The organism is Ruegeria sp. AP11 (genome assembly GCF_056535865.1).
Window position 1 is genome coordinate 1,727,794 of record NZ_JBQFJB010000001.1, and the last position, 25,113, is coordinate 1,752,906.

General features: G+C 59.5%; 28 protein-coding genes. 19 read left to right on the forward strand and 9 right to left on the reverse strand.

Annotated features, from left to right (window positions below):
- Positions 1-19 precede the first annotated feature (19 nt).
- Positions 20-1,123 carry a 3-isopropylmalate dehydrogenase gene (gene leuB / locus ACR3E4_RS08810; protein ID WP_480535424.1) on the reverse strand — a complete coding sequence of 368 codons (1,104 nt, stop codon included), beginning with the start codon at positions 1,121-1,123 and terminating at the stop codon, positions 20-22.
- A 91-nt stretch (positions 1,124-1,214) separates the two neighbouring features.
- Here leuB and ACR3E4_RS08815 point away from each other — a divergent pair, with 91 nt between their 5' ends.
- Positions 1,215-1,742, forward strand: coding sequence for a redoxin domain-containing protein (locus ACR3E4_RS08815; RefSeq protein WP_480535422.1), 528 nt, complete (start codon positions 1,215-1,217; stop codon positions 1,740-1,742).
- A gap of 6 nt (positions 1,743-1,748) precedes the next feature.
- On the opposite strand, the gene ACR3E4_RS08820 is transcribed toward ACR3E4_RS08815, so the two are convergent.
- On the reverse strand, positions 1,749-2,642 hold the full coding sequence (locus ACR3E4_RS08820; RefSeq protein WP_480535421.1) for a LysR family transcriptional regulator: 894 nt from the start codon (positions 2,640-2,642) through the stop codon (positions 1,749-1,751).
- A gap of 83 nt (positions 2,643-2,725) precedes the next feature.
- Between ACR3E4_RS08820 and ACR3E4_RS08825 the strand changes: the two genes are divergently transcribed.
- Positions 2,726-3,631: a Rossmann-fold NAD(P)-binding domain-containing protein gene (locus ACR3E4_RS08825; protein ID WP_480535419.1), complete on the forward strand. Its 906-nt coding sequence runs from the start codon at positions 2,726-2,728 to the stop codon at positions 3,629-3,631.
- A 24-nt stretch (positions 3,632-3,655) separates the two neighbouring features.
- On the opposite strand, the gene ACR3E4_RS08830 is transcribed toward ACR3E4_RS08825, so the two are convergent.
- Positions 3,656-4,681, reverse strand: a complete 1,026-nt coding sequence (locus ACR3E4_RS08830) for an endonuclease/exonuclease/phosphatase family protein (RefSeq protein ID WP_480535418.1) — start codon at positions 4,679-4,681, stop codon at positions 3,656-3,658.
- On the reverse strand, positions 4,678-5,457 hold the full coding sequence (locus ACR3E4_RS08835) for a hypothetical protein (protein ID WP_480535417.1): 780 nt from the start codon (positions 5,455-5,457) through the stop codon (positions 4,678-4,680). The genes ACR3E4_RS08830 and ACR3E4_RS08835 overlap by 4 nt, the downstream gene beginning before the upstream one ends.
- A 77-nt stretch (positions 5,458-5,534) precedes the next feature.
- Between ACR3E4_RS08835 and ACR3E4_RS08840 the strand changes: the two genes are divergently transcribed.
- Positions 5,535-5,711, forward strand: coding sequence for a hypothetical protein (locus tag ACR3E4_RS08840; RefSeq protein WP_480567075.1), 177 nt, complete (start codon positions 5,535-5,537; stop codon positions 5,709-5,711).
- Positions 5,712-5,839: 128 nt separating this feature from the next.
- Here ACR3E4_RS08840 and leuD read toward each other — a convergent pair whose 3' ends face one another.
- The 4 genes from leuD to ACR3E4_RS08860 are packed head-to-tail and all read right to left on the reverse strand — an operon-like array spanning position 5,840 to position 8,627.
- Positions 5,840-6,445, reverse strand: a complete 606-nt coding sequence (leuD, locus tag ACR3E4_RS08845) for a 3-isopropylmalate dehydratase small subunit (RefSeq protein ID WP_480535415.1) — start codon at positions 6,443-6,445, stop codon at positions 5,840-5,842.
- Positions 6,446-6,487: 42 nt separating this feature from the next.
- Positions 6,488-7,033 (reverse strand): HdeD family acid-resistance protein, encoded by a 546-nt coding sequence (locus tag ACR3E4_RS08850; protein ID WP_480535413.1) that lies wholly within the window; start codon positions 7,031-7,033, stop codon positions 6,488-6,490.
- A 37-nt stretch (positions 7,034-7,070) separates the two neighbouring features.
- The gene (gene leuC, locus ACR3E4_RS08855) at positions 7,071-8,474 is read right to left on the reverse strand and encodes a 3-isopropylmalate dehydratase large subunit (protein WP_480535411.1); all 1,404 of its coding nucleotides are present in this window, start codon (positions 8,472-8,474) and stop codon (positions 7,071-7,073) included.
- Positions 8,475-8,519: 45 nt separating this feature from the next.
- Complete coding sequence (locus ACR3E4_RS08860; RefSeq protein WP_480535410.1) at positions 8,520-8,627, reverse strand: isopropylmalate isomerase; 108 nt, start codon at positions 8,625-8,627, stop codon at positions 8,520-8,522.
- Between the two features lie 71 nt (positions 8,628-8,698).
- Between ACR3E4_RS08860 and ACR3E4_RS08865 the strand changes: the two genes are divergently transcribed.
- The 4 genes from ACR3E4_RS08865 (at position 8,699) to ACR3E4_RS08880 (ending at position 11,596) form a co-directional block, all read left to right on the forward strand.
- Entirely contained in the window at positions 8,699-10,069 is a 1,371-nt protein-coding gene (locus ACR3E4_RS08865) for a mechanosensitive ion channel family protein (protein ID WP_480535409.1), read from the forward strand.
- A 165-nt stretch (positions 10,070-10,234) separates the two neighbouring features.
- Entirely contained in the window at positions 10,235-10,594 is a 360-nt protein-coding gene (gene rsfS, locus ACR3E4_RS08870) for a ribosome silencing factor (protein ID WP_058276550.1), read from the forward strand.
- 44 nt (positions 10,595-10,638) lie between these two features.
- The gene (gene rlmH / locus ACR3E4_RS08875) at positions 10,639-11,109 is read left to right on the forward strand and encodes a 23S rRNA (pseudouridine(1915)-N(3))-methyltransferase RlmH (protein WP_480535407.1); all 471 of its coding nucleotides are present in this window, start codon (positions 10,639-10,641) and stop codon (positions 11,107-11,109) included.
- Position 11,110: 1 nt separating this feature from the next.
- Positions 11,111-11,596 (forward strand): flavodoxin family protein, encoded by a 486-nt coding sequence (locus ACR3E4_RS08880; RefSeq protein WP_480535405.1) that lies wholly within the window; start codon positions 11,111-11,113, stop codon positions 11,594-11,596.
- 3 nt (positions 11,597-11,599) lie between these two features.
- Here ACR3E4_RS08880 and ACR3E4_RS08885 read toward each other — a convergent pair whose 3' ends face one another.
- On the reverse strand, positions 11,600-11,977 hold the full coding sequence (locus tag ACR3E4_RS08885; RefSeq protein ID WP_480535404.1) for a hypothetical protein: 378 nt from the start codon (positions 11,975-11,977) through the stop codon (positions 11,600-11,602).
- A 107-nt stretch (positions 11,978-12,084) separates the two neighbouring features.
- On the opposite strand from ACR3E4_RS08885, the gene ACR3E4_RS08890 reads away from it, so the two are divergent.
- The 12 genes from ACR3E4_RS08890 (at position 12,085) to ACR3E4_RS08945 (ending at position 25,112) form a co-directional block, all read left to right on the forward strand.
- Positions 12,085-13,524, forward strand: coding sequence for an FAD-linked oxidase C-terminal domain-containing protein (locus ACR3E4_RS08890; RefSeq protein ID WP_480535402.1), 1,440 nt, complete (start codon positions 12,085-12,087; stop codon positions 13,522-13,524).
- A 63-nt stretch (positions 13,525-13,587) separates the two neighbouring features.
- A complete protein-coding gene (locus ACR3E4_RS08895; RefSeq protein WP_480535401.1) occupies positions 13,588-14,688 on the forward strand; it encodes an FAD-binding protein in 1,101 nt (366 codons plus the stop codon).
- Between the two features lie 3 nt (positions 14,689-14,691).
- Positions 14,692-16,005, forward strand: coding sequence for a glycolate oxidase subunit GlcF (gene glcF / locus ACR3E4_RS08900; protein ID WP_480535400.1), 1,314 nt, complete (start codon positions 14,692-14,694; stop codon positions 16,003-16,005).
- A 119-nt stretch (positions 16,006-16,124) separates the two neighbouring features.
- Positions 16,125-16,910, forward strand: coding sequence for a trypsin-like serine peptidase (locus ACR3E4_RS08905; protein ID WP_480535398.1), 786 nt, complete (start codon positions 16,125-16,127; stop codon positions 16,908-16,910).
- Positions 16,907-17,725 carry a trypsin-like serine peptidase gene (locus ACR3E4_RS08910; RefSeq protein WP_480535397.1) on the forward strand — a complete coding sequence of 273 codons (819 nt, stop codon included), beginning with the start codon at positions 16,907-16,909 and terminating at the stop codon, positions 17,723-17,725. The genes ACR3E4_RS08905 and ACR3E4_RS08910 overlap by 4 nt, the downstream gene beginning before the upstream one ends.
- A gap of 124 nt (positions 17,726-17,849) precedes the next feature.
- Positions 17,850-18,317 carry an Hsp20 family protein gene (locus ACR3E4_RS08915; protein WP_480535395.1) on the forward strand — a complete coding sequence of 156 codons (468 nt, stop codon included), beginning with the start codon at positions 17,850-17,852 and terminating at the stop codon, positions 18,315-18,317.
- A 302-nt stretch (positions 18,318-18,619) separates the two neighbouring features.
- On the forward strand, positions 18,620-19,699 hold the full coding sequence (locus ACR3E4_RS08920) for a coiled-coil domain-containing protein (protein ID WP_421596968.1): 1,080 nt from the start codon (positions 18,620-18,622) through the stop codon (positions 19,697-19,699).
- A 307-nt stretch (positions 19,700-20,006) separates the two neighbouring features.
- A complete protein-coding gene (locus ACR3E4_RS08925) occupies positions 20,007-21,125 on the forward strand; it encodes a hypothetical protein (RefSeq protein ID WP_480535393.1) in 1,119 nt (372 codons plus the stop codon).
- A 53-nt stretch (positions 21,126-21,178) separates the two neighbouring features.
- Positions 21,179-23,110, forward strand: coding sequence for an AAA family ATPase (locus ACR3E4_RS08930; protein WP_480535392.1), 1,932 nt, complete (start codon positions 21,179-21,181; stop codon positions 23,108-23,110).
- The gene (locus tag ACR3E4_RS08935; RefSeq protein ID WP_480535390.1) at positions 23,110-23,403 is read left to right on the forward strand and encodes a hypothetical protein; all 294 of its coding nucleotides are present in this window, start codon (positions 23,110-23,112) and stop codon (positions 23,401-23,403) included. The genes ACR3E4_RS08930 and ACR3E4_RS08935 overlap by 1 nt, the downstream gene beginning before the upstream one ends.
- A 39-nt stretch (positions 23,404-23,442) precedes the next feature.
- Positions 23,443-23,778: a hypothetical protein gene (locus ACR3E4_RS08940; RefSeq protein ID WP_480535388.1), complete on the forward strand. Its 336-nt coding sequence runs from the start codon at positions 23,443-23,445 to the stop codon at positions 23,776-23,778.
- Positions 23,775-25,112 (forward strand): DUF6638 family protein, encoded by a 1,338-nt coding sequence (locus ACR3E4_RS08945; protein WP_480535387.1) that lies wholly within the window; start codon positions 23,775-23,777, stop codon positions 25,110-25,112. The genes ACR3E4_RS08940 and ACR3E4_RS08945 overlap by 4 nt, the downstream gene beginning before the upstream one ends.
- Position 25,113: the final 1 nt, after the last annotated feature.

A 25,113-nucleotide genomic window follows, 5' to 3' on the forward strand; every position in this document is an offset into this window, starting at 1 on the left:
CGACACCGCCTTTTTTGTCTCAGACGCTGGCGTCCAGTGCGGCGACAATCGCGTCGCCCATTTCCGAGGTCGACACCGGCTGCACACCTTCGTCGGCCAGCAGATCACCGGTGCGGACACCATCGGCCAGAACCTTCTCGATCGCCGCTTCCAGACGATCTGCCTCGGCACCCTGATCAAAGCTGTAGCGTAGCGCCATGGCGAAGCTGAGGATACAGGCAATCGGGTTAGCCTTACCCTGGCCCGTGATATCGGGGGCCGAGCCATGGACGGGTTCGTACATCGCCTTGGGGCGGCCATTGGCCATCGGTGCACCCAAAGAGGCAGACGGCAGCATCCCCAGCGAACCGGTCAGCATCGCGGCACAGTCCGACAGAATGTCGCCGAACAGGTTGTCGGTCAGGATAACATCGAATTGCTTGGGTGCACGTACCAGCTGCATCGCACCGTTGTCGGCATACATGTGCGACAGCTCAACCTCGGGATAGTCCTTGGCCACCCGCTCGACAACTTCGCGCCACAGGATGCCCGATTCCATCACGTTGGCCTTTTCCATCGAGCACAGCTTCTTGTTCCGGCGCATCGCCAGTTCAAAGGCCGAGCGCGCGGCGCGTTCGATCTCGGATTCAGTGTAACGCTGGGTGTTGATGCCGACGCGTTCGTTGCCTTCCTCGAAGATGCCGCGCGGCTCGCCGAAATAGACGCCCGAGGTCAGCTCGCGCACGATCATGATATCCAGACCGGCAACGATGTCCTTTTTCAGCGACGAGAAATCGGCCAGCGCGTCAAAGCACTGCGCGGGGCGCAGGTTGGAATACAGGTCCATTTCCTTGCGCAGGCGCAGCAGCCCGCGCTCGGGCTTGAGGCTGAAATCCAGATCGTCGTATTTCGGGCCGCCAACCGCACCCAGCAGAACCGCGTCGACCTCTTGCGCCTTGGCCATGGTCTCGTCCGACAGGGGCTTGCCGTGGGCATCATAGGCCGCACCGCCCACCAGATCCTCGCTCACGTCAAAGTGAAGGCCGCGATTGGTGCCGAACCAATCGATGATTTTGCGCACTTCGGCCATAACTTCCGGGCCAATTCCGTCTCCGGGCAGGATGAGGAGCGAGGGGTTGGACATCGACAGTCTCCTTGCGTTTTGTCGCACAGGCCCTAGCGTTTGCGGCGCATCGGGTCAATGAGACGATCCCGCCTAAATCTAAGGAAAAGACATGCTGACACCCGGAAACCCGGCCCCATCACTGAAAATCGAAACCGTGGCCCATGGCAGCTTTGATCTTGAGCGCGACACGGGTGAAAACGGAACGCTGGTGATTCAGTATCGTGGCCTGCATTGCCCGATCTGCATTCGCCAGATGAGCGAGGTCGAAGCCGCGCTGGATGATTTTGCCGAACTGGGGGTCGAGGTGATCATGATCACCACGGATACCGGCGACCGTGCTGCTGAGGCAGTCGAGAAAGCCAGGGTCTCGAATTTGCGCGTGGGTTATGGCCTGCCCATGGCCGATGCGCGCGACAGCTGGGGGCTGGATATTTCGGTGGCGCGGGAAGGCAGCGCCGAGCCCGCACTGTTCGCCGAGCCGGGGCATTTCTACATTAAGCCCGATCAGACCGTGTACTACGTGTGGCAGCAGACCACGCCCTTTGCGCGGCCCGCTATGTCGGACATTGTCGGCGGTTTGAAATTCACCCTCGCCAATGATTACCCAGCGCGCGGGACCTACACGGGCGCGCTGTAGCGGGTTTCACAATCTAGCCTTCAAGCCATCAGCCAACATATCCCAGACCCTGCGGATGCGCGGGGTCTGACGCATGGCCTGCGGGGCCGCCAGCCAGACCGGCAGCACCGGTATCTCGGCTTCAATATCCAGCACTTCAACATCCGGGTCGGACTGCGCGATACTGAGCTGGCTGAATCCGACACCGCAGCCCGCGCGGATCAGCTCCCAATAGGCGGTCTGGTTGTCGCAGCGGGTGGCAAAGCTGTCACGGCTGGCAGGCCAGCCCTTGTTGCGCATGGCGGTGATGATGTCCGGGTTGCTGTCAAACCCCACCAGATCGTGCTGCATCAACTCCGCCGGGCTGGTCGGGCGGCCGGCACGGTCCAGATAGGATCGGGCGGCGCAGAAACACAGCGGGACCTCTCCGATATGTTTGGCCACGATGTCGACCTGTTCGGGCCTGTACATGCGCACGGCGATGTCGGCCTCGCGAAACAGCAGGTTCTCGCTGGCGTCCGATGCAACCAGTTCAAGCTGAATTGCGGGCTCTGCCTGACGGATCGTGGCCAAAATTGGCGGCAGCAGATGATGAGACACAAAGACCGAGGCGGTAATCCTGACCGACCCCTCAAGCTGCTGCGCCTGCCCGGCGGCGGTGAGCCCAAGCGCGTTGACCGCGCTGTACATCTGCTGCGCCATCGGCAGCACCTGTTGCCCTACCTCGCTGAGCGTCAATCCACGCGCATGACGGTCGAACAGCGGCACGCCAAGCTCTTCCTCAAGCGCGTGTACCTGCCGCCCGAGCGTCGGTTGACTGCGCCCCAACTGCCGCGCGGCAGCAGAAAGAGACCCGGTTTCGGCCACCGCCAGAAAACTTTGAATCAGGGACCAGTCGGAAAGTTGCAAGGAATTTCCCATTCAAAAATGAATACATCATCTGTGTTTATTGGCAATTCATCAATGCGTGCGAATGAATAAATTGAGGCCAACAGGAGGGACAGATGCAACAGACAGCACTTATCCTTGGGGCCTCGGGGCGATTTGGCCGCAACGCGGCAACCGCGCTTTTCGATGCGGGCTGGGCGGTACGCCGCTTCTGCCGCGCCTCGGACAATCTGGAGACTGCGGCGCGTGACGCGGACGTCATTGTTTACGCCTGGAACCCGGCCTATCCGGACTGGGCGCGCACGGTGCCGGTGTTGCACCGCAAGGTGATTGCAGCAGCGGAAAACAGCGGGGCGACGGTGATCGTGCCGGGCAATGTCTATGTCTTCGGCCCGGGCGCGCCCGGCCCTTGGTCGGCTGAGACGCCGCATCTGGCCCGCAATCCACTGGGGCGCATTCGGGTCGAGATGGAGGCCGCCTACCGGGCCTCATCGGCGCAAGTGATCCTGCTGCGAGCGGGGGATTTCATCGACACCACTGCGTCGGGGAATTGGTTTGATCAGGTGATGATCAGGCACCTGCACCGTGATCGTTTCGTCTATCCCGGCGACCCGGATGCTCCGCACGCCTGGGCCTATCTGCCTGACCTGACGCGTGCCGCCGTAGCCCTGGCCGAGAAGCGCGCGGAACTACCGCGATACAGTGACATTCCGTTCGCCGGGTACACGCTGACGGGCAATGATCTGGTACAGGCGCTGTCGCAGGTCACCGGGCGAGAGCTTGAGTTGCGGCAGATGGCGTGGTGGCCGCTGCAACTGGCCCGCCCGGCCTGGCGGCTGGCACCGCATCTGCTTGAAATGCGGTATTTGTGGAACACGCCACATCGTCTGGATGGCGCGCGTTTTGAAGCTTTGTTGCCGGGATTTGCACAGACCGATCTAGGCGCAGCGTTGCAAACCGCCATTCCGGAAAAGGCCTTTCAGCGAATCACAGATGCGGATGGCGCGCCCCTTCGGACGTAGCGACCTCTGTGGATCGTGGGGCAGTTATTCGTCCAGCAGATCGACCCAAACCAGTCGATGGCGGCTGGCCGTCTCCGCAATAGTCCGTTCCGGAGCCGGCGGCCAGTACACGCCCGCATCCTGAACCTGCCAGTCCGCCGAGGGCAGTACGTAATCGACCCGCATCTCGCTCACGCCTTTCCAGTGAACCGTTGCCGCAGACCCTTCCGCATCTGTGGGTATTGGATCCTGCAGCTGCGGGTGCGCAAGAAGGTCCCGGATGGCCTGCCTGTGCCCTTCGCTGCGATCCGGGTCGAGATTTGCATCCCCTGCAATGACGAACCGGTTGGCCGGGGCAGGCCCCAATTCCTTGTCCATCAGCAGCGACCAGAATCGAATCTCGTCCCTGTTGCGCAGCCCGTTGCGGTCTTCCGGGCCGTCAAAGACCGGCGGGCTGGCATGAAAAGTCATCAGGTCTAGGCGACCGTTCGGAGTGTCGATCGGAACGATCCAATGTGCGGTGTAAGAAAGACGTTGAATGGCCTGCGCTTCCTTGGAAGGATATGGCGCGCCTTCGGCGCTGGGCAGGGTTGCGCCCGGAAGGTCGCGCCACAGCAGGGAGGTGTAAGATTGAACCTGATCCGTCGCGATGGGATAGCGTGACAACACGGCCAAGCCGCTTTGACCCGTGAACCGGCCCCAGCCCTGTGCATCGCCCGACCCGCCCGTTTTGCCATCTCCATTCAGATCGACTGTAGTTTCGACCCCGGAATTGGGTTGTGCTGAAAAGCTGTGGTCGAGGTCCAGCCCCGCATCGCTCAGCGCCTGCTGAAACGCGGACAGAGCGAGCCTTTCCAGATCCCAGTCGACCCCTTGCAACGCCACAATGTCAGGTCGCGTTGCCGTCAGCACAGCGATCACCGCATCAACCTGCGGATCGCCACGTCGGATATCACGCAGCAAAAGGCCCGGCCCATCGCGGCTGAGGTCTGCGTTATAGGTGGCGACGCGTAATGTCTCTGCCTGCGCCGCGAAGGGCAGCAGAAGTAGCACCAAAAGGGCGCGGATCATGCGATCTGCGTGGCCTCGGATGTGGAATAGGCGCGGCGTTTTTCGACGATCAGCCCGGCGATTCGCAGTGTCGCGATGCCGCGCATGATCATGCTTGCGGGCAGGAAAGCCCAGGCGCAGAGCGTCCAGATCAGTGTCTGGGGATTGCTGAGCGCAATCGGCGTTGCAAAGGTGGCCAGAAATTTGATCAACGCCGGGATCAGGAACGGCAACAGCGCCCCGATGGTGATGTTCAGCCGCCCGTCGCGCTGCAGGCGGGTGACGACATCTCCGCCCTTGGTCGGATCGAACAGCGGCAGGTTGGTCCAGACATTGAACGCGCCGTTACCAGTGGGCCAGCCCCGCAGTTTGACCGCATAGACAAAACTGCCAATCGTCACCAAAGCGGCGACATAGGCGATGCTGGCGGAAATGCGCACAAGTTCGATCAACGGCTGGCTGGCATTGCTGGGCAGCATCAGAACGACAAGGCGTACCGGCGAATAAGGAAAATCCGCCACATTCGCGACCATCAGGCCGGTCGAATAGAACAGGCTGGTGGTCTGAGTCGGCGCATAGACGTTTTTGCAGATCATCGTCAGGAACGTGACCATCGAGACCAAGCCCACAAACCGCAAACGGTTCACCGGCGGTGCATCGCGGAATTCGATAAAGCTGGGAAAGGCGGAATTGTATTCGGAAAACGTCAACAGGAACGCCAGAATGGCGAGAAATACGACAATCTCTGTCCCATTTGTCGTCGAAGCTGGCAGATACAACGCGGGGGTGAGCACCATCAGTGCTACCAATATCCCACGTATCGCCGCTCCTGTTGTGCGTGCAATCACAATCCGAACCCTTTTTTCAAACCAGAGTGGCCGATCTGAAGTCGGCTTCACTTCCAACTTGTGCTCACCGTTCGTTTGATGACGGTTACCTCGTTATCGCAAAGATTGACGATAAGCGGTATTTCGCTCAAGCCGATGTGCAGAAAACACGCAATTTCGGGCAAAATGATGGCGCAACTGGTGCGGGATTGCATCATTTTTGACGCAAATCCGACGTGTATCTCAAAATGAGACCTATATGTGGTAGTTTCGGGATTTGCAACCCCAAGAATGCGAACGGGGCCGCTCTTGCGACCCCGTCAGGTTGAGTATCCACAGATTCTCCACAGAATCACACCCAGGGGCGTGCCTGGCTCGCGTGGTCCTCGAATTTGTCGATGTGGTGGTCTTTTTCCATCGTCAGGCCGATATCGTCCAGACCGTTCAGCAGGCAGTGTTTGCGGTGCGGATCGATGTCGAACGCGATCTCGACGCCATCTGAAGTAGTGATCTTCTGATCCTCCAGATGCACGGTCATGCGGGCGTTTTCACCTTTATGCGCGTCATCCATCAGGATCGCGTGATGTTCTTCTTCGACCACGATGGGCAGGATGCCGTTCTTGAAGCAGTTGTTGAAGAAGATGTCGGCAAAGCTGGTCGAGATCACAACCTTGATGCCGAAATCCTTGATCGCCCATGGTGCGTGTTCGCGCGACGAGCCGCAGCCGAAATTGTCGCCGGCCACCAGAATCTCAGTTTGGCGATAGGCGGGTTTGTTCAGGACGAACTCTTCATTCTCCTGCCCGTCATCGTGATAGCGCATCTCGTCAAACAGCACGACACCAAGGCCAGACCGTTTGATGGTTTTCAGGTGGACTTTGGGAATGATCATATCGGTGTCGATATTGATCAGCGGCATCGGGGCGGCCACCCCGTGGACTTTTTCGAACTTTTCCATGTCTACACTCCTGCGGGAGAGGGTCGCGCCCATGCCCCGCGATTAAGCCTCTTTTGTTTCGTCTTTGGGTGCGTTCCTGACAAAGAACGCCATGAAGACCAATCCAAGCCCGTTGAACAGCATCTCGATGCCCAGCAGGATGCCCAGCAATTGAAGCAGCACGGCAGGGTCCGTGGCCGCAAAGCGCCAGATCAGGATCGCCAGAACGATCGACATAATCCCCGAGATCAGTGTCGCCCAGAAATACTGTGTGCCCTTCATCTGGAACGACAGGATGACCCGGGCAATGCCGCCGGCCATGAACAGGATCAGCATCACGGTAGCCAGCGTCAGCGTGCCCTGCAGCGGGTGATCCAGAAAGGACCAGCCCAGGAACAGCATCACCGCACCCATGATGAGTGAGAGGATCTTGTTGCCGAGGCCTTCAACGGTAAACCCGCCGACGACTTGCAACGCGCCCGAGATCAGCAGCAACACGCCTGTCACGACGGTCACGGCAATTGACGCCACTGCTGGCGCGCCCAGCACAAAGATGCCAAACGCTATGGACAGAAGCCCCAGCAAAAGCCATTTGATCCAGTCACTCATGTTTTCAATCCCTCAAATATCTAGATATGAGGACACCTTACATCAGTTCGCGAACGTCTGTCAGCCGTCCCGTGATTGCCGCAGCGGCAGCCATCGCGGGGCTCAGCAGATGGGTGCGCCCGCCACGTCCCTGACGGCCTTCAAAGTTGCGGTTCGAGGTCGCGGCACAGCGCTCGCCCGGTTGCAACTGGTCGGGGTTCATCGCCAGACACATCGAACATCCCGCCAGACGCCATTCGAAACCGGCCTCTTTGAAGATATCCGCCAGACCTTCTTCTTCGGCCTGAGCGCGGACCAGACCCGAGCCGGGCACGACCATGGCGCGCATCCCGTCCTTGATCCTCTTGCCTTTCAGGATCTCGGCCGCGGCGCGCAGGTCCTCGATACGGCCGTTGGTGCAGGATCCGATAAAGACCGTGTCGATTTCAACATCGCTCAGCTTTTGACCGGCTTCCAGACCCATGTATTCGATAGACCGGCGGGCGGCATCGACCTTGCCGCCTTCGAAATCTTCGGGGTGCGGAACGGTTGCGGTGATCGGCAGCACGTCCTCGGGGCTGGTGCCCCAGGTGACGACCGGGGCGATGTCTTCGCCGCGCAGGGTGATGATCTTGTCGTAATGCGCACCTTCGTCGGTGTAGAGCGTTTTCCACCAGTCCATGGCCGCTTCCCATTGCGCGCCTTTCGGGGCGTGGGGGCGGCCTTTGACATATTCAAAGGTGGTTTCGTCCGGCGCGATCAGGCCCGCACGGGCGCCGCCTTCGATCGCCATGTTGCAGACAGTCATGCGGCCTTCCATCGACAGATCGCGGATCGCTTCGCCGCAATATTCGATGACATAGCCGGTGCCGCCGGCGGTGCCGGTCTCACCGATCACGGCCAGAGTGATGTCCTTGGCGGTCACGCCCGGCTGCAATTTGCCGGTGATTTCCACCTTCATGTTCTTGGATTTCTTCTGGATCAGGGTCTGCGTGGCCAGAACATGCTCGACCTCAGACGTACCAATGCCGTGGGCCAGTGCGCCAAACGCGCCGTGGGTGGCGGTGTGGCTGTCGCCGCAGACAACGGTCATGCCAGGCAGGGTCCAGCCCTGTTCCGGGCCGACGATGTGGACGATGCCCTGACGGACGTCATGCACGGGATAGTAGTGAATGCCGAAATCCTTGGCGTTTTTGTCCAGCGCTTCGACCTGAATGCGCGATTCCGGGTTTTCGATCCCGTTTACGCGGTCCGGCGTGGTGGGGACGTTGTGGTCCGGCACGGCGATGGTCTTTTCCGGCGCGCGCACCTTGCGGCCCGCCATGCGCAGGCCTTCGAACGCCTGCGGGCTAGTCACTTCGTGCACCAGATGGCGGTCGATATACAAAAGGCAGGTGCCATCATCGGCTTCGTGCGCGACATGGGCATCCCAGATCTTGTCATAGAGTGTTTTGGGGGACATGTGTCCTCTCCCCGTATGTAGATGAGAAATAGCTGGCGAGTTGGCTCAGGCGACGGGTAGGCGCGCCAGAACCGTGCGGGCCGCCCCAAAGAACCGTTCGCGCAGGCGCGCGCGGTCTTCCAGATTCTGGATTTGGGCTACGGTGAGTCTCATGTGCTCCAGATATATCGGGCTTTCGCGTCAATCAAGGTTCAATAGGCGCGGTCTTGCATCGATGCGCGCAGATGGCCAAGCTGACAGTCATGAACCAGGACCTGCTACCGGAAACGCTTTCCGAGCTTTATGCCAATATGACGGCGGCGTTTTCGTCGCAGTTTGAAAATCTGATCGAGCTGATTGTGACCCCGGGCTGGCGACAGTACCAGCTGGTCATCATCGTGGTTCTGTGGGTGCTGGCCTATCTGCTGCGGCTGCTGACGCAATCCCGATGGGAGGCATGGGCCCGGGCGCGCAGCGGCTGGCCGAAATGGCGGTTGCGGACACTGATCCAGCTGATGCGCCGCCTGACCCTGGTCTATTTCGTGCTGCTGTCCTGGGGCCTGTATCTGCTGATGCAGCACCTCACATGGCCTTCGCGCAGTTACATTATCGGAGTGTTCGCCACCCTTGCCGCCGCATGGCTGGCGATTGCGCTGGTGTCACGGCTGGTGCGCAACCGGACGCTGCGGCAGATCTTCAAGTGGTCGATGTGGGTCTATGCAACGCTGATTGCCCTGGCTCTGACCGATGACGTGGCCGGGTTTCTGGACGGGGTGGCGATTTCTATCGGTGATCTGCACATCTCGGCACTGGGGATCATCAAGGCTGTTCTGCTGATCGGAGTGCTGCTGACACTGGCCCGCGTCGGCACCCGTGCGGCCGAACGCGGGTTGAAAAGCAATGACGACATCACGCCCTCGATGCAGGTGCTGCTGGCCAAGGGCATTCAGGTGCTGCTCTATGGTGCTGTCTTCATGGCTGCAATCCGTACGCTTGGGTTCGATCTGACCGGCATTGCGCTGCTGTCCGGTGCAATTGGTGTGGGGATCGGGTTCGGGCTGCAAAAAGTGGTGTCGAACCTGATCTCGGGCATCATCATCCTGATGGACCGGTCGATCAAGCCAGGCGATGTGATCTCGCTAGGCGACACCTTCGGCTGGATCAATGCGCTGGGCGCGCGCTATGTCTCGGTGGTGACGCGGGACGGACGGGAATACTTGATCCCGAACGAAGACCTGATCACCAATCAGGTGGTGAACTGGTCGCATTCCGACAAATTCGTGCGGCTGGATCTGGAGTTCGGCACCAGCTACGGCGATGACCCGCACAAGGTACGCGCCACGGCGATCCGGGCCGTGAAAACGGTTGGCCGGGTGCTGAGCGGAGGATCCCATGAACCCGTCTGCCACATCACCGGTTTTGGCGACAGCAGCGTGGATTATGTGTTGCGGTTCTGGATCAGCGATCCGACCAAGGGGCTGACCAATATCCGGGGCAATGTCTATCTCGCGTTATGGGACGCATTTCAGGCCGAAGGTATTCAATTGCCCTTCCCGCAGCGCGAGGTGCGCCTGCTGCCGGACGACGCAGACGCGCAACAGCTCGCCAAAGAGTGAGCTTGCGTCACTACCTGAAACAGCCCGTTCATTGAAATGTTGCATTCCCCTTGTTACCTTATTAGTACCCCAGCGCCGGGGATTTGGCGGCGCGCAGCAAAGGAGGACTATGTCCTGTCTCTACATACACAGGCGGGTTTGCCCGCCGAAGATGGGGCCGGTGTAATGGCCCACTCTCAGTCAATCAGCGACAAGCTGCTTGAACGTATCCTTTCCTCACTTTCCGATGACAAGGCCGAAGACGTCGTGCAGATCAACCTGCAAGGCAAATCTTCTGTTGCGGATCACATGGTGATTGCCTCGGGTCGGTCGACCCGTCAGGTCTCGGCCATGGCGGAAAAGCTGACGGATCGCATCAAGCAGGAATTCGGTTTCACCTCGAAGGTCGAAGGCAAGGATGCCGGCGACTGGGTGCTGATCGATACGGGCGACGTGATCGTCCATATCTTCCGCCCCGAAGTGCGTGAATTCTATCAGCTGGAAAAGATGTGGCTGCCTCAGGGCGGCAGCGCCTCGGCGAATTGAGGCGCCATCCCGGCCCGTATTGAGGGGCCGGAGGCGAGAGAGATATGCGTATCAGCATAGTTGCGGTCGGGCGATTGCGTGCCGGACCGGAGAAATCCCTGCTTGACGATTACCTGACCCGGTTTGACCGGACTGGCCGTAGCCTGGGCCTTGGTCCCGCGCGGGTGATCGAGGTTGAGGACAAGAAAAACGCCGGCATGGGGGCCGAGGCCGCGCTGCTGCGCAAGGCGCTGCCCAAGGGCGCGGTGATTTGCACGTTGGATGAACGTGGGCGGGTGATGTCTTCGCCGGATTTCGCGCAGAAGCTGGGTAGCTGGCGCGATGCCGGGCGGCAGGATTTGGCACTGATCATTGGCGGCGCGGATGGAATAGACCCTGATCTGCGCGCCGAGGCTGACTTTTCGCTTTCATTTGGCGCAATGGTCTGGCCGCACATGCTGGTTCGTGTGATGCTGGCGGAACAGTTATACCGGGCCGCAACCATCCTGTCTGGCGGCCCTTATCACCGGGTCTGACATGGCGCAGCTTCTGATCGTCTATCACTCGCGCACCGGCGGTGCCCGGCAAATGGCTGAGGCCGCTGCGGACGCGGCACGTGATGAGGCGGAGGTCGTTCTGAAGTTCGCTGATCAGGCCGGGCCTGAAGATCTGCTGAAGGCGGATGGCTACATCTTCTGCGCACCCGAGAATCTGGCGGCGATTTCGGGTCTGATGAAAGAGTTTTTTGACCGCAGTTATTATCCGGTGCTGGGTGGGATCGAAGGTCGCCCCTATGCGCAGATGATCTGCGCCGGGTCCGATGGCCAGAATGCCGCCCGTCAGATTGCCCGCATCGCCACCGGCTGGCGGCTGAAAGAGGTTCAACCACCGTTGATCGTTAATACCCGTGCGCAAACGCCCGAGGCTATTCTGGCCGAAAAAACCATCCCGCAAGATCAACTGAACCAGTGCCGCGAGATCGGTGCGGCGCTGGGTGCGGGGCTGCAGTTGGGCGTGTTCTGAACGTTAGTTCAGCGGGACAATTGTGGTCTCGTCCCCCCAGCCATCGACATTGCAGCGCGCCTGTATCTGCACCTGCGTAGCGCCATCGGGGATGGAAACGCCCGAGAGTGATCGTGTGAACGGCTGCTCAGTTTCATGCGGGTGGTGCAATACGCGCATCCCCAGCTCGTTGCCGTCCATATCCAGCACGCGCCAGCCATCGGCATAGTGATCCCATCCTGTGTCGGGGTGCCGGATGGTGACGTCGAAACGCCAGCTGTCTCCGCTGGGTGTGGCCCGGACCTGTTCGATCATTGATGGGTCGGCAAGGGCGGGGCAGGCCAGAAGGGCGCTGAGAATCACATATCGCATGGCCTGAATGTACGGTGTGGCGGCTGTCATTGGTATCACGTCTGTGTGTGGCAGGCTCGGGCGCAACAGCCGTTTGGGGATGATACTTGCCAGCACATGAAATTGGTAATAATATTTTACCAAACGGAGGATCAGCCATGGAAATGCCCCAGCCAAATCCGGATGTGCTTGCCCGCAAAACCACGGTGCTGGCGCGGTTGCGCCAGGTCCTGCCCCCCGATGCAATCATTCATGATGAGGTCGAAACGCGTGCCTATGAATGCGACGCGCTGACCGCTTATAGATGCCCGCCCATGTTGGCCGTGTTGCCATCTTCAACGCAGGAGGTCTCGGACATTCTGCGCATCTGTCATGATGAAGGCGTCCCGGTGGTGCCGCGCGGTGCGGGCACCTCGCTGGCGGGCGGAGCCTTGCCGACGGCGGATTGCGTGATCCTTGGCGTTGCACGCATGAATGAGGTGCTGGAGACGGACTATGACAACCGCTTCATCAGGGTGCAGACCGGACGTACCAATCTAAGCGTCACCGGCGCGGTTGAGGAAGAGGATTTCTTCTATGCCCCCGATCCGTCCTCGCAGCTCGCCTGCGCGATTGCGGGCAATATCGCAATGAATTCCGGCGGCGCGCATTGTCTGAAATACGGGGTGACCACAAACAACCTGCTGGGCGTGACCATGGTGATGATGGATGGCCGCGTGGTCGAGATCGGCGGTGCACATCTGGATGCGGGTGGGCTTGATCTGTTGGGTGTGATCTGCGGGTCCGAAGGGCAGTTGGGTGTCGTGACCGAAGCGACCCTGCGCATCCTGCGCAAACCCGAAGGCGCGCGACCCGTGTTGATGGGGTTCGATGACAACGCGGTGGCCGGTCAATGTGTCTCTGACATTATCAAATCGGGCATTTTACCGGTGGCTATCGAATTCATGGATCGGTTGTGCATTCAGGCCTGCGAGAACTTTGCCCATGCCGGATATCCCGACTGCGAAGCGCTGTTGATTGTCGAGGTTGAAGGCTCGGAAGCCGAGATAGATTTTCAGCTGTCGAAGATTATCGAGATCGCCAGGCGTCACAACCCGGTCGAGCTGCGTGAAAGCCAGTCTGCCGAGGAAAGCGCAAAAATCTGGCTGGGACGGAAATCGGCTTTCGGCGCCATGGGGCAGATGAACGATTATATGTGTCTGGACGGGACCATCCCGGTTTCTTCCCTGCCTGCGGTTCTGCGCCGGATCGGTGAATTGAGCGAGCAGTTTGGTCTGCCCGTTGGCAACGTTTTTCATGCGGGTGATGGGAACATGCACCCGCTGATTTTGTTCGACGCCAACAAACCCGGTGATCTTGAGAAATGCGAGGCCTTCGGGGCCGAGATACTGAAGCTCTGCGTTGATGAGGGCGGATGTCTGACGGGGGAACACGGGGTGGGGATCGAAAAGCGTGATTTGATGCACCATCAATATACCCGGATCGATCTTGAGGCGCAGATGGCGGTAAAGGATGTGTTCGACCCCGTGTGGTTGCTGAACCCGGCGAAGGTTTTTCCTTTGGACACGTCCGAGGGACGGCGGATAGCGGCGGAATAGGGGGCTCTGCCCCCGTCGCGTAAAACGCGACACCCCCGGAGTATTTTTGAAAAGATGAAGAGCATGAAACCTGAGACAGAGGCCGATCTGGCTGAGATGGTGGCAGGGCTGAGCGGCCCGGTGCGAATTGTGGGCGGTGGAACGCGTGGGGTGACCGGGGCGGCACCTGTGCTGAGTACTGCCGGTCTGAGGGGCATTACCCTGTACGAACCCGGTGCCTTGACCCTTGTGGCCCGGGCGGGAACGCCTTTGGCCGAGGTTGAGGCGGCATTGGATGCCGAAGGGCAGCAACTGGCCTTCGAGCCGATGGATCATCGCGGGTTGCTGGGCGTCGAAGGCACGCCGACCATTGGCGGCGTTGTGGCGGCGAATGTTTCAGGCCCTCGTCGAATCCAGGCGGGGGCGTGTCGGGATTTTCTGCTTGGTGTGCGCTATGTCGACGGGCTTCGGCAGGTGGTCAAGAATGGTGGTCGGGTGATGAAGAACGTCACCGGCTATGATCTGGTCAAGTTGATGGCCGGATCCTGGGGCACTTTGGGGGTGTTGACCGAGGTCTCTCTGAAAGTGCTGCCCAAGCCGGATCGGGTGGCGACCTTGTCGATCTCGGTTACGGATGCTGAAGCCGGGGTGCGGGTGCTCTCGGCTGCGTTGAGGTCTCCGTTCGAGGTAACGGGTGCAGCTTATGATCCGGATGCTGGAAAAGCCTTGATTAGGGTCGAAGGTTTTGCGGATTCGGTCGCTTATCGGGCCGAAAGACTGACATCGAAGCTGGGCCATTTCGGACCTGTGTCAGAAGAGGCTGATCCGGTGTCGATATGGTGTGCCATTCGCGATGTTCAGGCGTTTCACGGTAAAGCGGGGGATGTCTGGCGTTTGTCCATCAAGCCCGGCGATGCGCCACAGATTGCGGCCCGGATCGGAGCCGATCAGTTGCTGTTCGATTGGGGCGGCGGGCTGATCTGGGTGCGCGTACCGAGTGATACCGATCTGAGAGAACGGTTGGGCGCGTTTTCGGGCCATGCAACGCTGGTGCGCGCCGATCATGGGACGTTTGAAAGACTGGGGCGGTTCCAGCCAGAAGGTGCAGTTATTACGGCTCTAACAAAGGGAATTCGGGCTAGATTTGATCCACGCGGCGTGTTCAATCCGGGGCTGATGGGGTAGGCAATGCAGACGACTTTCACCGAAAAGCAGTTGCAGGATCCGGCCATCCAGCGATCAAACGAGATCCTGCGCAGCTGCGTGCACTGCGGGTTCTGCACGGCAACCTGTCCGACTTATCAGGTGTTGGGGGATGAATTGGATAGTCCGCGTGGGCGGATTTATCTGATCAAGGACATGCTAGAGAATGCGCGTGTTCCGGATGAGAAAACGGTTAAGCATATCGACCGGTGCCTGTCTTGTCTGGCCTGTATGACCACCTGCCCATCGGGGGTGCATTACATGCATCTGGTTGATCACGCCCGGGAATATATCGAAGCGAATTACAAGCGTCCACTGACAGATCAGATGCTGCGCTGGGTACTGGCGCGTATTCTGCCTTATCCGATGCGGTTTCGTTGGGCCCTGATCGGGGCCAAACTGGGCCGTCCACTCAGGTTTCTGATGCCCGGCGCGCGGTTGCGGGCGATGCTGGAGATGGCGCCGAAACATATCCCTCCTGTCAGTCGCAACGATAATCCGCAGAGTTTTGCGCCAGAGGGCCCACGGAAAAAGCGGGTGGCGCTGATGACCGGCTGTGCGCAGAAGGCACTGAACACCGATATCAATGACGCCACGATTCGGTTGCTGACCCGGTTGGGCTGTGAGGTGGTGGTGGCCGAAGGGGCAGGTTGCTGCGGTGCGTTGACCCATCACATGGGAAAGACCACCGAAAGCCACCGCGCCGCCGCCGCCAACATTCGCGCCTGGGTGCATGAGATGGATGCGGGCGGGCTGGACGCGATCGTCATCAACACATCCGGGTGTGGTACGACGGTGAAAGACTATGGCCACATGTTCCGCAACGACCCGCTGGCACAGGACGCCGCTCGTGTCTCAGAGATCGCGGTGGATATCAGCGAGGTGTTGGTACAACTCGACCTGCCGCAGTCGGCAGGCAGAGATCTGGTGGTCGCCTATCATGCGGCATGTTCGCTTCAGCATGGCCAGCAGATCAAATCGCATCCAAAAGAACTGCTGAAACGAGCCGGATATACTGTGTTAGAGCCTGTTGACAGCCATTTGTGCTGTGGCAGTGCCGGGACATATAACCTGATGCAGCCCGAGATTTCGACGCAACTGAAACAGCGCAAGATACGCACGCTTGAGGCGAAGAAACCGGATGTGATCGCGGCGGGGAATATCGGCTGCATGATGCAGATCGGTTCCGGTACCGAGACACCTGTGGTGCATACGGTTGAGCTCTTGGACTGGGCGACCGGTGGGCCGCGTCCGCGCGCCATGAACTCAGGACAGCAGGAGATACCAGTTCTGCGCTGATCCCAACGGATCAACATCGCGCCTAAAGACCAGCAGATCCGCGCCGGACTGAGACTGCCCTAATTTTGCCGCACCTCGCGCGTAGGACTCGGGGCCGGACCCAATGACCGGAGACCCACGTGCGCAACTGGATCACGGCCCTTGCTCTCAGCCTGCTTCCCTTGGCCACGCAGGCGCAGGATACCGGGCTGGAACGCCTTGAGACCTCGCATGCCGGGCGGGCTTGGATGGCTGTGGGACGTCTGGATATTGATGGAACCGGGTTTTGCACCGGGGCGTTGATTTCCCCCACCTTGGTGCTGACCGCGGCGCATTGCCTGTTCGACAAGGTAACGAAGCAACCGATTGATCCGGCGAAGATCGAGTTTCTGGCCGGTTGGCGACTGGGCCACGCCCTTGCCTATCGTGCCGCGCAGCGCACCGTTGTGCATCCCGATTATGAATATGATGGCGGATCCTCGGTGACCCGGGTGCGCCATGACATTGCCCTGATCGAACTGCGGCAGCCAATCCGGAACACCGCCGTCATCCCATTTGAAACGGGTCAACGCCCCTCGCATGGCGAGGATGTGGGTGTGGTGTCATATGCCCATGACCGGGCCGAAGCACCGTCATTACAAGAGATTTGTTCGGTCATGGCGCGGCAAGCCGGCATTCTGGTGATGTCCTGTGATGTCGATTTCGGGGCGTCCGGCGCGCCGATATTCTCGTTTGAAGGGGATCGTCCGCGCATCGTTTCGGTGGTGGCAGCCAAGGCCGAGATGGATGGCAAACGCGTGGCGCTGGGCACCGCTTTGGAACAATCGCTGGAGCTGCTTCAGGCGGAACTGTCGCAAGGGCGCGGCCTGAACGCGTCAGCCGTCAACGGCTCAAAAAATCTTGGAGCGAAATTTCTGAAACCATGACCCGATCCTTTGTTGTTTTTGCATTGATTTTTTCCTTTCTTTTCACAGCCGCGCAGGCGCAGAACAGCGGCAAGCGCCGTCTGACCGACCGGGATGATCTGTATGGCTGGGAGGCGGTAGGTAGGCTGGATATCGGCAAGAGCGGCTTTTGCACCGGTACCCTGATCGCAAAGGACATGGTGCTGACGGCGGCCCATTGCGCGTTGGACAAGTCAACAGGCAAACCCTATGCCCCCGGCGAAGTGACATTCCGGGCGGGGCTGAGCGATGGCGAAGCGCTGGCCGAGCGCAAGGTGATCCAGATCGCGGCCCATCCGGATTTTGTTGCCAACGCTCCGGTGTCCATCCCGCGCATCCGCGTTGATGTGGCTCTGATGCGGCTGGAAGAGCCTATCCCTTATGCCATCGCCGACCCGTTTGCCTTGTATAGCGGCGGCGCGAACGGCGGTGAGATCAGCGTCGCCTCTTACGGGCGCGGTCGGGCCGAGGCGATCACGCGACAGCGGTCGTGCCAGATTCTGCAGCGGGGACAGGGTCTGATCAGTTTCGATTGTGATATCACTTTCGGTTCATCCGGTTCCGCCATTCTGGCCAAGAACGGGCCGCGCTGGCAGATTCTGTCGGTTGTGTCTGCGGGCGCTTCTGACGGCCGTCGCAAGATCGGATATGGGATGGAGCTTGCGGGCGTGGTCTCGGAGCTCAAGGCCCTGATGCGCCGCGATGCCCCCCGCCCCACGGCGACGATCCGCAGGCTTCAGCCCGGGTCTGACAAATCGAGCTCGGGCGCGAAGTTTATCAGCGCAGGCGGGTCTTGAACCCCGCCAATCCTCTTCCCATCTGAAATGTATCGGGTCGCCTGAACAGGGGCCCGTCGCAAACCAGCGCCCGTCCGAAACGGAGGGCAGATTCGCAAATCGCTCAGTGAAGAGGATATGACACATGCGTACATTTGATTTTGCACCGCTGCACCGCGCAACCATCGGTTTTGACCGCGTCGCAGACATGATGGACCGCGTTTTGACCAACGACGTGGCCCAGCCCAGCTATCCACCTTACAACATCGAAAAGACCGAGGCCGACACCTATCGCATTTCGGTGGCCGTCGCCGGTTTTTCCGAGGCCGATCTGTCGGTCGAGGTGAAAGAGAATTCCCTGGTCGTCTCGGGCAAGAAAGCCGCCGAAGACAAGGACCGCAGCTATCTGCACCGTGGCATCGCCACCCGCGCGTTCGAGCGCCGCTTTGCGCTGGCCGACCATGTCCGTGTCACCGGCGCCAGCCATGAGGATGGCATGCTGAACATCGACCTCAAGCGCGAGGTGCCCGAGGCCCTGAAACCGCGCCGGATCGAGATCGCTTCGGCCAAGGCCATTGAAAAGGATGTGGTTGACGCAAAAGCCGTCAACTGACGCCTCTGAAAACCCTGCGGCACTCTACGTTCCTCCCAGAGTGTCGCGACACTCGCCTCGCGTTCCTCCAGACGCGGGGCGATGTTTTTTTTGGGGGGGGTCTTGCCTTGACCGCTGTCAGTGATCCTGATGCGTTGCACCGGGAACGCGCACAAAGCTTTCTGTACATCGCAGGGTTGTCCTGCCTATCTTTTCACGCCTGAGTTTGCGAAACTTCGCAGGATTTTGGTGCTCAGGGGGATGTAAAATGGCGTAACATTCCCTATCTTATTGGGTAGATAAGAAAAAAAGGAATAGGACAGATGTCGAACCAGCAATTCGAAGCTTTGATTCAGGAAACGCAGACCAAGGTGCGCGAAAGTCAGTCGCAAATCGAAGGGCTGACGTCACGGATCGAGGCCGCCCGAGCCAAGATCGGCACCGCCGAGGCGGATATCGACATCGAAAATGCCACGCTCGAAGACGTGCACGCCCATACCGAGGTGATGAACGCGAACATTGCCGAGCTGATCATGGGGCTGGACGACGTCACCAATGCGTTTTCCAAGGATTTCGACGAGATGCGTTCGAAAACCGGGTGGGAGTCGTTTGTGGGCATCTTCGCCAAAGCCAAATCCGAGTCGATGCGGCAGGAGCGGATGCGCACAGCAAATATCGACGACAAGCTGCAGGACCTGATCGCCAAATCCGACGTGATCGTGAAGCTGCTGGAGGGGCAGTTGTCGGTGCTGGAAGAGCAGCGTGTGAAGGTCGAAGATAACCTGAGTGGCACTTTGGACGACCGCGAAGCCACGGTGGCCGAACTGGAGGCTCTGCGCGCCGAGATTCAGGGCATGGACCCGACGATCATCACGCTGGAAAACAAGATCAGCGTCGAACAGGACGCCGCCGCGCGGACCCAGTTAGAGACTGAATTGGCCGAGCTGAATAAGCAGTACAACGCCAAGGTTCAGGAAGAGCAGGTCAAGCTGGCCAAGTCGCAAACGCTGGAGCGTTACATCGAAAAGGGCAAAACCTGGGTCGATTCCCTGCAGAACCAGGCGGCGACGCAGATGGTGCTGATCAACAAGCTGCAGACAGACACCCAACAGCGCGTGGTGCTGTATGACGCCCTGACCAAATCGCTGAAAACCGCGCAGCAACAGGACGTGGCCCACCGCATCAACGAGATCGGCGTGCAAACCGACCAGGAGGCGCAGACGGCCATGGCCGCCATCGGCACCGCGACCAACCAGAAAATGGCCGACATGCTTGAGGCGCACGAAGACCACATGGTCTTTGCCCGCGACGTGCTGGAGAAAAAGGCCAAGGCGGATGAACGCTTTGCCCGTCGGTTTGCCTCGATTGTCGAGAAGCATGATAAGAATTTGTATGGCGGATGAGTTTTCGTGTCCGATCTTACCTATTTGTCATGATTGGTCTTGGACTTGGGATTTACGCCTATCACCTTGATCCGTGTGCATTTGGCAATGGTCCGTGCCCTTCAAACGCAAGGCCCGTTGGCTTTATCTCATTCGTTTTCATCATCTTTCTAGGGATAGGGCAGCTGTTGAATAGGTTCATTTGGAAGGCAACCAAGATGTCTGCCAACGAATACCAGATGGTTAAATGGAAATGTAAATGTGAGGGGCCGATGGGTGGACTTCTGATGTGGTGGTCAGGAATTCGAGAGGACGGAAGCACTAAGGAATGACTGATCCAACCCAAGACCATGTCGGCCTGACCGACACCTTCGCCTCGCGCCGCTATTTCCGCAAATTCGAGGTGATCACCGTCCACCTCCTGCGCGTGGCGGCGACGATGGAGGCGGAAGGGGCGATCAGCAAACAAGAGGTGCGGATCGTGTCGCGTTACCTCTCGGGGCTGCTCTACACCTTCCGCGCGCTCAGCATGAAATACCTGCTGGTCGGGCGCGATACGGGGCGGTTCTTTGGCAGCCTCGCCATGGACAAGCGCGACAGCGGGTTTCCGGTGGCGGCCGAGTTGCTGACTATGGCCAATGATGCGCAGCAGGCGCAGGTGCATCTGGCGAATATGCCGTCCGAAGATGACCTGAAAACCGACATGGTGCGCACGATTATTGGCGACCGGGCAATCCCCACCAAGCTGCAATTCGCGCTGTCGCAAAGGCTCTATTACGAGGAATTGCTGAAAGGTCAGCTGTTCTGGGCCCGCAACGATCCCGAATGCCACTGGATCGGGAATGAGGGCGAGCGGCGCAAGTTCATGATCCACTGGGCGGTCTATGACAGTCAGATCAACCTGCCGGTCATCTATCTAATGCAGCTTGAGGACAGCGGCAAAACCGCCCTGCCCAAGGATCAGCGCCGCTGGCCAGAAGTGCAGGCGCATCTGATGGCGCAGTCGCTTGGCGGTTTGAAACTGGTGACCATTGCCAAAGGCTTCGATCAGGATTTCGACGACCTGCACCCCAAACACCTGCGCCGTATCCATGTGGGGCCGATGTATTCCTCGGCCTATACCGAGCAGTCCGGCCCCCTGCGGCAGGTGCTGGAGGATGCGCAGGCACCCGAGGGTCAGGACTGGGCACTGGCCTGGACCACCGAAGAGTTGCAAAGCGAACAAGTCATCGAGGAGCGCGCCGGTTGGTTCTCGACCGTTGAGCGCGAGGTCTTTGCGCTGGACCCGTTCGCCGGGCAGGGGGCTGAGACCGGGGCGACGCACACGCAGCGCTCGATCATCCTGCCCCAACGCCCGTTTCAGGTGCTGGCCGAACGCAACCCGCCGGGTTTCGCCGATGTACGCAAGTTCGTGGTCAGCAAGGCGGGGCAGGTGTTGCGCTATTGAGTTTTTCGCCTTCGGCGACCGTATTTTGAACGAGAAGAAGCAGGGTTGAGCAAATGTCTTTGACGTCGGATCAGATGGAATTGCGCGAGGCGGATATTCGAAAGCACTATCCGGCAGCGACCGCTTTGCTGAACGGGTTCGAGCATGCGCCGAGGATCGCAAAACCGGCCGAGGCCGCAGTTGAGCGATCTCCGGGCGTGTCGACCGGACGGCGATTTCGGTCCACCACACCGGGGTTGGTGACGCGGCGCACCGTGCGCGCGGACGGGGTACATCTGGTCGAGCGGATTGAGGCGTCTGATGATGGCGATACGCTGGTCTCTCCTCCGCAGGCGACTGTGCAGCAAGCTATTCGGCGCGCCATTGCAATCGCTCTGACCGTGGCTGAGGCTTATGCGGAACAGACCCCGCTGGCCGATCTGAAACGCGCCAATCTGGCCGGAGACCTGCCTGCCGCACGCAAGACCGAATTCTCGGAACTGCTGACGGCTGAGGCTCTGATCACGTCGCACGTGTTCGGCAATGCACTGGCTTACCTCTTGTCCTCGCATCTGGGCGAAACCACCGTTGATCTCGGCGAGATCGAAGAGGTTCTGACCGACAACGGCCAACTCGCCTTGCACGGCGCGCTGTGGGAACTGGACCAGACGCTGGCCAAACACGCCCCAGATGATGCCCACCTGATCGCCGCCACCAGCGCCTATGCCGAACAGTTGATGGAAAAGGCCGCTCTGCGCGCCCAATCCGCAGGCCATCTGGCCCCGTTCCAGAACGCCGCCTGGCATATCGAAGCCGATGACCTGACCATTCGTGGCTTTGAACCGGCCTCCAAGGCGAAATCAACAACCCTCACCATGACGTTCAAAAAACCGAACGAAGTGGTCGGCAACCATATCGCCAAATATCAGGCGATGAAGCTGGCCAAGATGGTCATGGCCTATGACTTTGACCGTCGTCTGAACCCGTTCGCGGAACTTGGCGGGTTTATCTTTACCTTCATGGGCGACGGCAAACCGGGCACTGGTAAGACCACTCTGATTCAGATGATGGCCGGGCTGATCAACGATTACTGCCATAACGCGGGCTATCCGTTCCGCTATCAGAACCTGAGCACCGACAATATCGACAGCTATCAGGGCAAATCCGGCCAGAACGCCAAGGCCTTTATCAACACGATCATCGACCCCTCGGTTATCGGTTTCGGCACCATCGACGATATCGACCAACTGGCGGGCAAGCGCGGCGACCGGCAGTCCTCAGCCGGGCAACTGGAAATCACCGCCGTGCTGATGGAGAGTTTTGCGGGTGCCAACACCGTCGTGCGCGGCAACTGCACCTTTGGCATGTTTTCGAACTACCCTGAGAATGTGGACGACGCCCTGCGCCAGCGGGCGGGCGCGCGGTTTCTGGTGGACGGGCCGCAGACGCGCGAGGATTACATCGACATCCTGCACCTGCTGATGGGCCGCAACCACGACATCCCGCTGGGCGAGCACGAAGCCTATGCCGCGCAGGAAATCAAGAAGGCCGTCGCCGCCAGTTTTGAAAGCCACTCGCGCCCGCATGAGGATGCTTTGCTGCAGGTCTATGAGCGTGTTTCTGGTGAGACCGGCCAGATGGACACGATCGCCAAGCTGGGCACCTACCTCAAGGCGATCCAGCAGGCGGATGAGCGTTTTACCGGCCGCGCGATCAAGAACATCACCGACGCGGTCAAGGTCCGCGCGATGGATTTCGAACTGCCCGACGAATGGATGGAGAACCCAGACCTATTCCTGTTCCGCGACTACGATACCAAGAAGGCGATGATCGAGGACCTGCGCCAGCCGATCACGGTCGAGATGGTGATGCAGGAGATCAACCGCTACGCCGACAGCGAGTTCCGCTATGCCGACAAGAGCGACGAGGTCGCCATCGAGAATGCAGTGCGTGAGATGGGCCGGATGGAAGAGGCCAAGCGGCGGTATCTGGAGGGGAAGGGATAATGCTCGTCTACGCGATTTCCGGTTTTGCGCTCGTAATGGGCCTGATCCTGCCCCTGCGCTGGGGTGTCGTCGGATTTCTGGGCGCTGTGACGGTTCTGTTCCTGACCCAGTTCGGCGTGAACGCGGGCAGCGGGTTCGAGGGCACCTCTTGGGAAGAGTCTCTGATCCTGTTTGAGGGAAGTGTAGTGTCTTACATCGGGTTCAACCTGCAGATCACGGCTCGGGCGTTTGCGTTGCCGTTGTTGGTGTTGGCGGTAGTTTATGTTGGTCGAATTCGCAGGAGTGTAAGCTGAGTGGAGCACAATCTCGAACCGAAAAGAGGGACCGTCTGAGTGCTTGATATCCTATTCCTGATAGCTTGTGCGCTACTGGCTTATGCTGGTACCAAATTTGTCCTTTGGGTGATCCGCCGCAGTTTGCCTGTTCCCTTAGGCGGGTTCATGTGGCTGAGGTTCTTGTTCTGGTGGATAGCCAGTTTATTCGCCGCAGTCGTTGTGTTTTTTGGTTTGGTTACGGCGTCTGGCATTTTTGTTTTTGATGTCTGGGGGCTGGGTGAAAGGCTAGACCCTTCCATTGTGCTGATCGGAAGCCTCATCTTGTCTGCACCTTATTGGATTGGTTTGATCAAGGGGATAGATATTCAAGTCAAGCATAGGTGGTCCGAATGATCCGCCTCATCGAAAAAGGCCTGATGTTCGGCAACCTCGTCCACATCTCCAGCCCGGCTCTGGTCGAGCGGTATAACCGCGCGTTGCAGCATCTGGCGGGCAAGACCACGGCGCTGACGGACTTCCATGTCGATATCTCGGGCTATTCGCCGGAGGTGGGGATTGAGCTGGAGGATGAGCTCTACCTCAATCCAAACGGGGTCAACCGGCAGTTCATCCTGCTGACGACCGAGCAGAAACGCGCACCGCTGCTGAACGTCAAATTCTCGACCTCGCGCGATATCCTGCGCGAGTTCATCGAAATGAACGAGGCGCAGCTGTTCGCCCTCACCGCCACTGATGCGGTGGCCGGAGAGCTGGTGAACTCGGTCATCAAACTCACCACCCCCCGCGACCTGTTCAACCTGCGCAAGATCGAGATTGAGGCCGACACCGCAGGCGGCACCTTGCGCAAGGCCCAGCAGCTAGCGGGCATGGTCGAACGCTTTAAAACCGAAGAGGACGCCTGGTTCGACGACGTGCTGATCGCCAAGATGATCGAGACAGCCAAGGAAACCGGCGACGTCACCCGCAACCCAGTCCGCCTGCGCCATACCGCGTTCGAGCAGCGCAATTTCTGGACAGCGCATTTCGGTGGACTCTATCTGTTCCCGGATGTGGACCATCCGGCGGCGATTTGCATGAGCGACAGGCCGGGTGATCTGCCGATCAAGTACATTTTTGACCAGTCGCAGCGAAACCAGATTGCAAAGTTCCTCGAATACAACGATCTGGCCGAACCCATCGTCAAAGCGCGTGGCGTCGATGCTGCCGCGATCCTGCAGCAGAAGATGGATTTCCTGACCATCGCCGCCGCCGCAGATGCCGATGTCGACCTGACCGGGTTGGATCGCAGCGATATGCGACGGCTGGCGCGCAACCATGCGAATCATCTGCCCGAGGCCTATCATGGATTGGCGCAACTGATGCGCTGGGCGACCGATGGCGGGCCCTGGCCGCGTATATCCTCGGACCACCCGGCCTATTTCTATACGTTGCGTGCGGCCAATACACCGCATCGCGATCTGGTGAACATGCTGCTGGCCGAACTGGCACCGCTGGACCCGCGCCAGATGTTCATCTGCCACAAGGAATTGTTCTACGCGACCTACGCCAGATGGCCCGAAAGCAAAAAGGCCTATGTTGCCGACTTCCTTGCGCGCGAGTATCAGGTGGATAAGGCCGGTGCGCGCGCCGCCTTGTTCGGGCATGAGCCAGATATGAGTGGCGACGACGGCATCACGGATGACCTGATCAAACGGGTCGGGCCGTGGGGCTCGGTCAGGAAGGGTTGAG

What these genes read in the sequence shown, in the direction of transcription:
- ACR3E4_RS08835 (WP_480535417.1), bottom strand. Translation starts at nt 5,457, where the DNA reads ATGGTGCTCACCCCCGCGTTGTATCTGCCAGCTTCGACGACAAATGGG.
- ACR3E4_RS08815 (WP_480535422.1), top strand. Translation starts at nt 1,215, where the DNA reads ATGCTGACACCCGGAAACCCGGCCCCATCACTGAAAATCGAAACCGTG.
- glcF (WP_480535400.1), top strand. Translation starts at nt 14,692, where the DNA reads ATGCAGACGACTTTCACCGAAAAGCAGTTGCAGGATCCGGCCATCCAG.
- ACR3E4_RS08915 (WP_480535395.1), top strand. Translation starts at nt 17,850, where the DNA reads ATGCGTACATTTGATTTTGCACCGCTGCACCGCGCAACCATCGGTTTT.
- ACR3E4_RS08850 (WP_480535413.1), bottom strand. Translation starts at nt 7,033, where the DNA reads ATGAGTGACTGGATCAAATGGCTTTTGCTGGGGCTTCTGTCCATAGCG.
- ACR3E4_RS08890 (WP_480535402.1), top strand. Translation starts at nt 12,085, where the DNA reads ATGGAAATGCCCCAGCCAAATCCGGATGTGCTTGCCCGCAAAACCACG.
- leuD (WP_480535415.1), bottom strand. Translation starts at nt 6,445, where the DNA reads ATGGAAAAGTTCGAAAAAGTCCACGGGGTGGCCGCCCCGATGCCGCTG.
- ACR3E4_RS08935 (WP_480535390.1), top strand. Translation starts at nt 23,110, where the DNA reads ATGCTCGTCTACGCGATTTCCGGTTTTGCGCTCGTAATGGGCCTGATC.
- ACR3E4_RS08910 (WP_480535397.1), top strand. Translation starts at nt 16,907, where the DNA reads ATGACCCGATCCTTTGTTGTTTTTGCATTGATTTTTTCCTTTCTTTTC.
- ACR3E4_RS08865 (WP_480535409.1), top strand. Translation starts at nt 8,699, where the DNA reads ATGGCCAAGCTGACAGTCATGAACCAGGACCTGCTACCGGAAACGCTT.
- rlmH (WP_480535407.1), top strand. Translation starts at nt 10,639, where the DNA reads ATGCGTATCAGCATAGTTGCGGTCGGGCGATTGCGTGCCGGACCGGAG.
- ACR3E4_RS08880 (WP_480535405.1), top strand. Translation starts at nt 11,111, where the DNA reads ATGGCGCAGCTTCTGATCGTCTATCACTCGCGCACCGGCGGTGCCCGG.
- ACR3E4_RS08895 (WP_480535401.1), top strand. Translation starts at nt 13,588, where the DNA reads ATGAAACCTGAGACAGAGGCCGATCTGGCTGAGATGGTGGCAGGGCTG.
- rsfS (WP_058276550.1), top strand. Translation starts at nt 10,235, where the DNA reads ATGGCCCACTCTCAGTCAATCAGCGACAAGCTGCTTGAACGTATCCTT.
- leuB (WP_480535424.1), bottom strand. Translation starts at nt 1,123, where the DNA reads ATGTCCAACCCCTCGCTCCTCATCCTGCCCGGAGACGGAATTGGCCCG.
- ACR3E4_RS08820 (WP_480535421.1), bottom strand. Translation starts at nt 2,642, where the DNA reads ATGGGAAATTCCTTGCAACTTTCCGACTGGTCCCTGATTCAAAGTTTT.
- ACR3E4_RS08825 (WP_480535419.1), top strand. Translation starts at nt 2,726, where the DNA reads ATGCAACAGACAGCACTTATCCTTGGGGCCTCGGGGCGATTTGGCCGC.
- leuC (WP_480535411.1), bottom strand. Translation starts at nt 8,474, where the DNA reads ATGTCCCCCAAAACACTCTATGACAAGATCTGGGATGCCCATGTCGCG.
- ACR3E4_RS08830 (WP_480535418.1), bottom strand. Translation starts at nt 4,681, where the DNA reads ATGATCCGCGCCCTTTTGGTGCTACTTCTGCTGCCCTTCGCGGCGCAG.
- ACR3E4_RS08885 (WP_480535404.1), bottom strand. Translation starts at nt 11,977, where the DNA reads ATGACAGCCGCCACACCGTACATTCAGGCCATGCGATATGTGATTCTC.
- ACR3E4_RS08945 (WP_480535387.1), top strand. Translation starts at nt 23,775, where the DNA reads ATGATCCGCCTCATCGAAAAAGGCCTGATGTTCGGCAACCTCGTCCAC.
- ACR3E4_RS08930 (WP_480535392.1), top strand. Translation starts at nt 21,179, where the DNA reads ATGTCTTTGACGTCGGATCAGATGGAATTGCGCGAGGCGGATATTCGA.
- ACR3E4_RS08860 (WP_480535410.1), bottom strand. Translation starts at nt 8,627, where the DNA reads ATGAGACTCACCGTAGCCCAAATCCAGAATCTGGAAGACCGCGCGCGC.
- ACR3E4_RS08920 (WP_421596968.1), top strand. Translation starts at nt 18,620, where the DNA reads ATGTCGAACCAGCAATTCGAAGCTTTGATTCAGGAAACGCAGACCAAG.
- ACR3E4_RS08925 (WP_480535393.1), top strand. Translation starts at nt 20,007, where the DNA reads ATGACTGATCCAACCCAAGACCATGTCGGCCTGACCGACACCTTCGCC.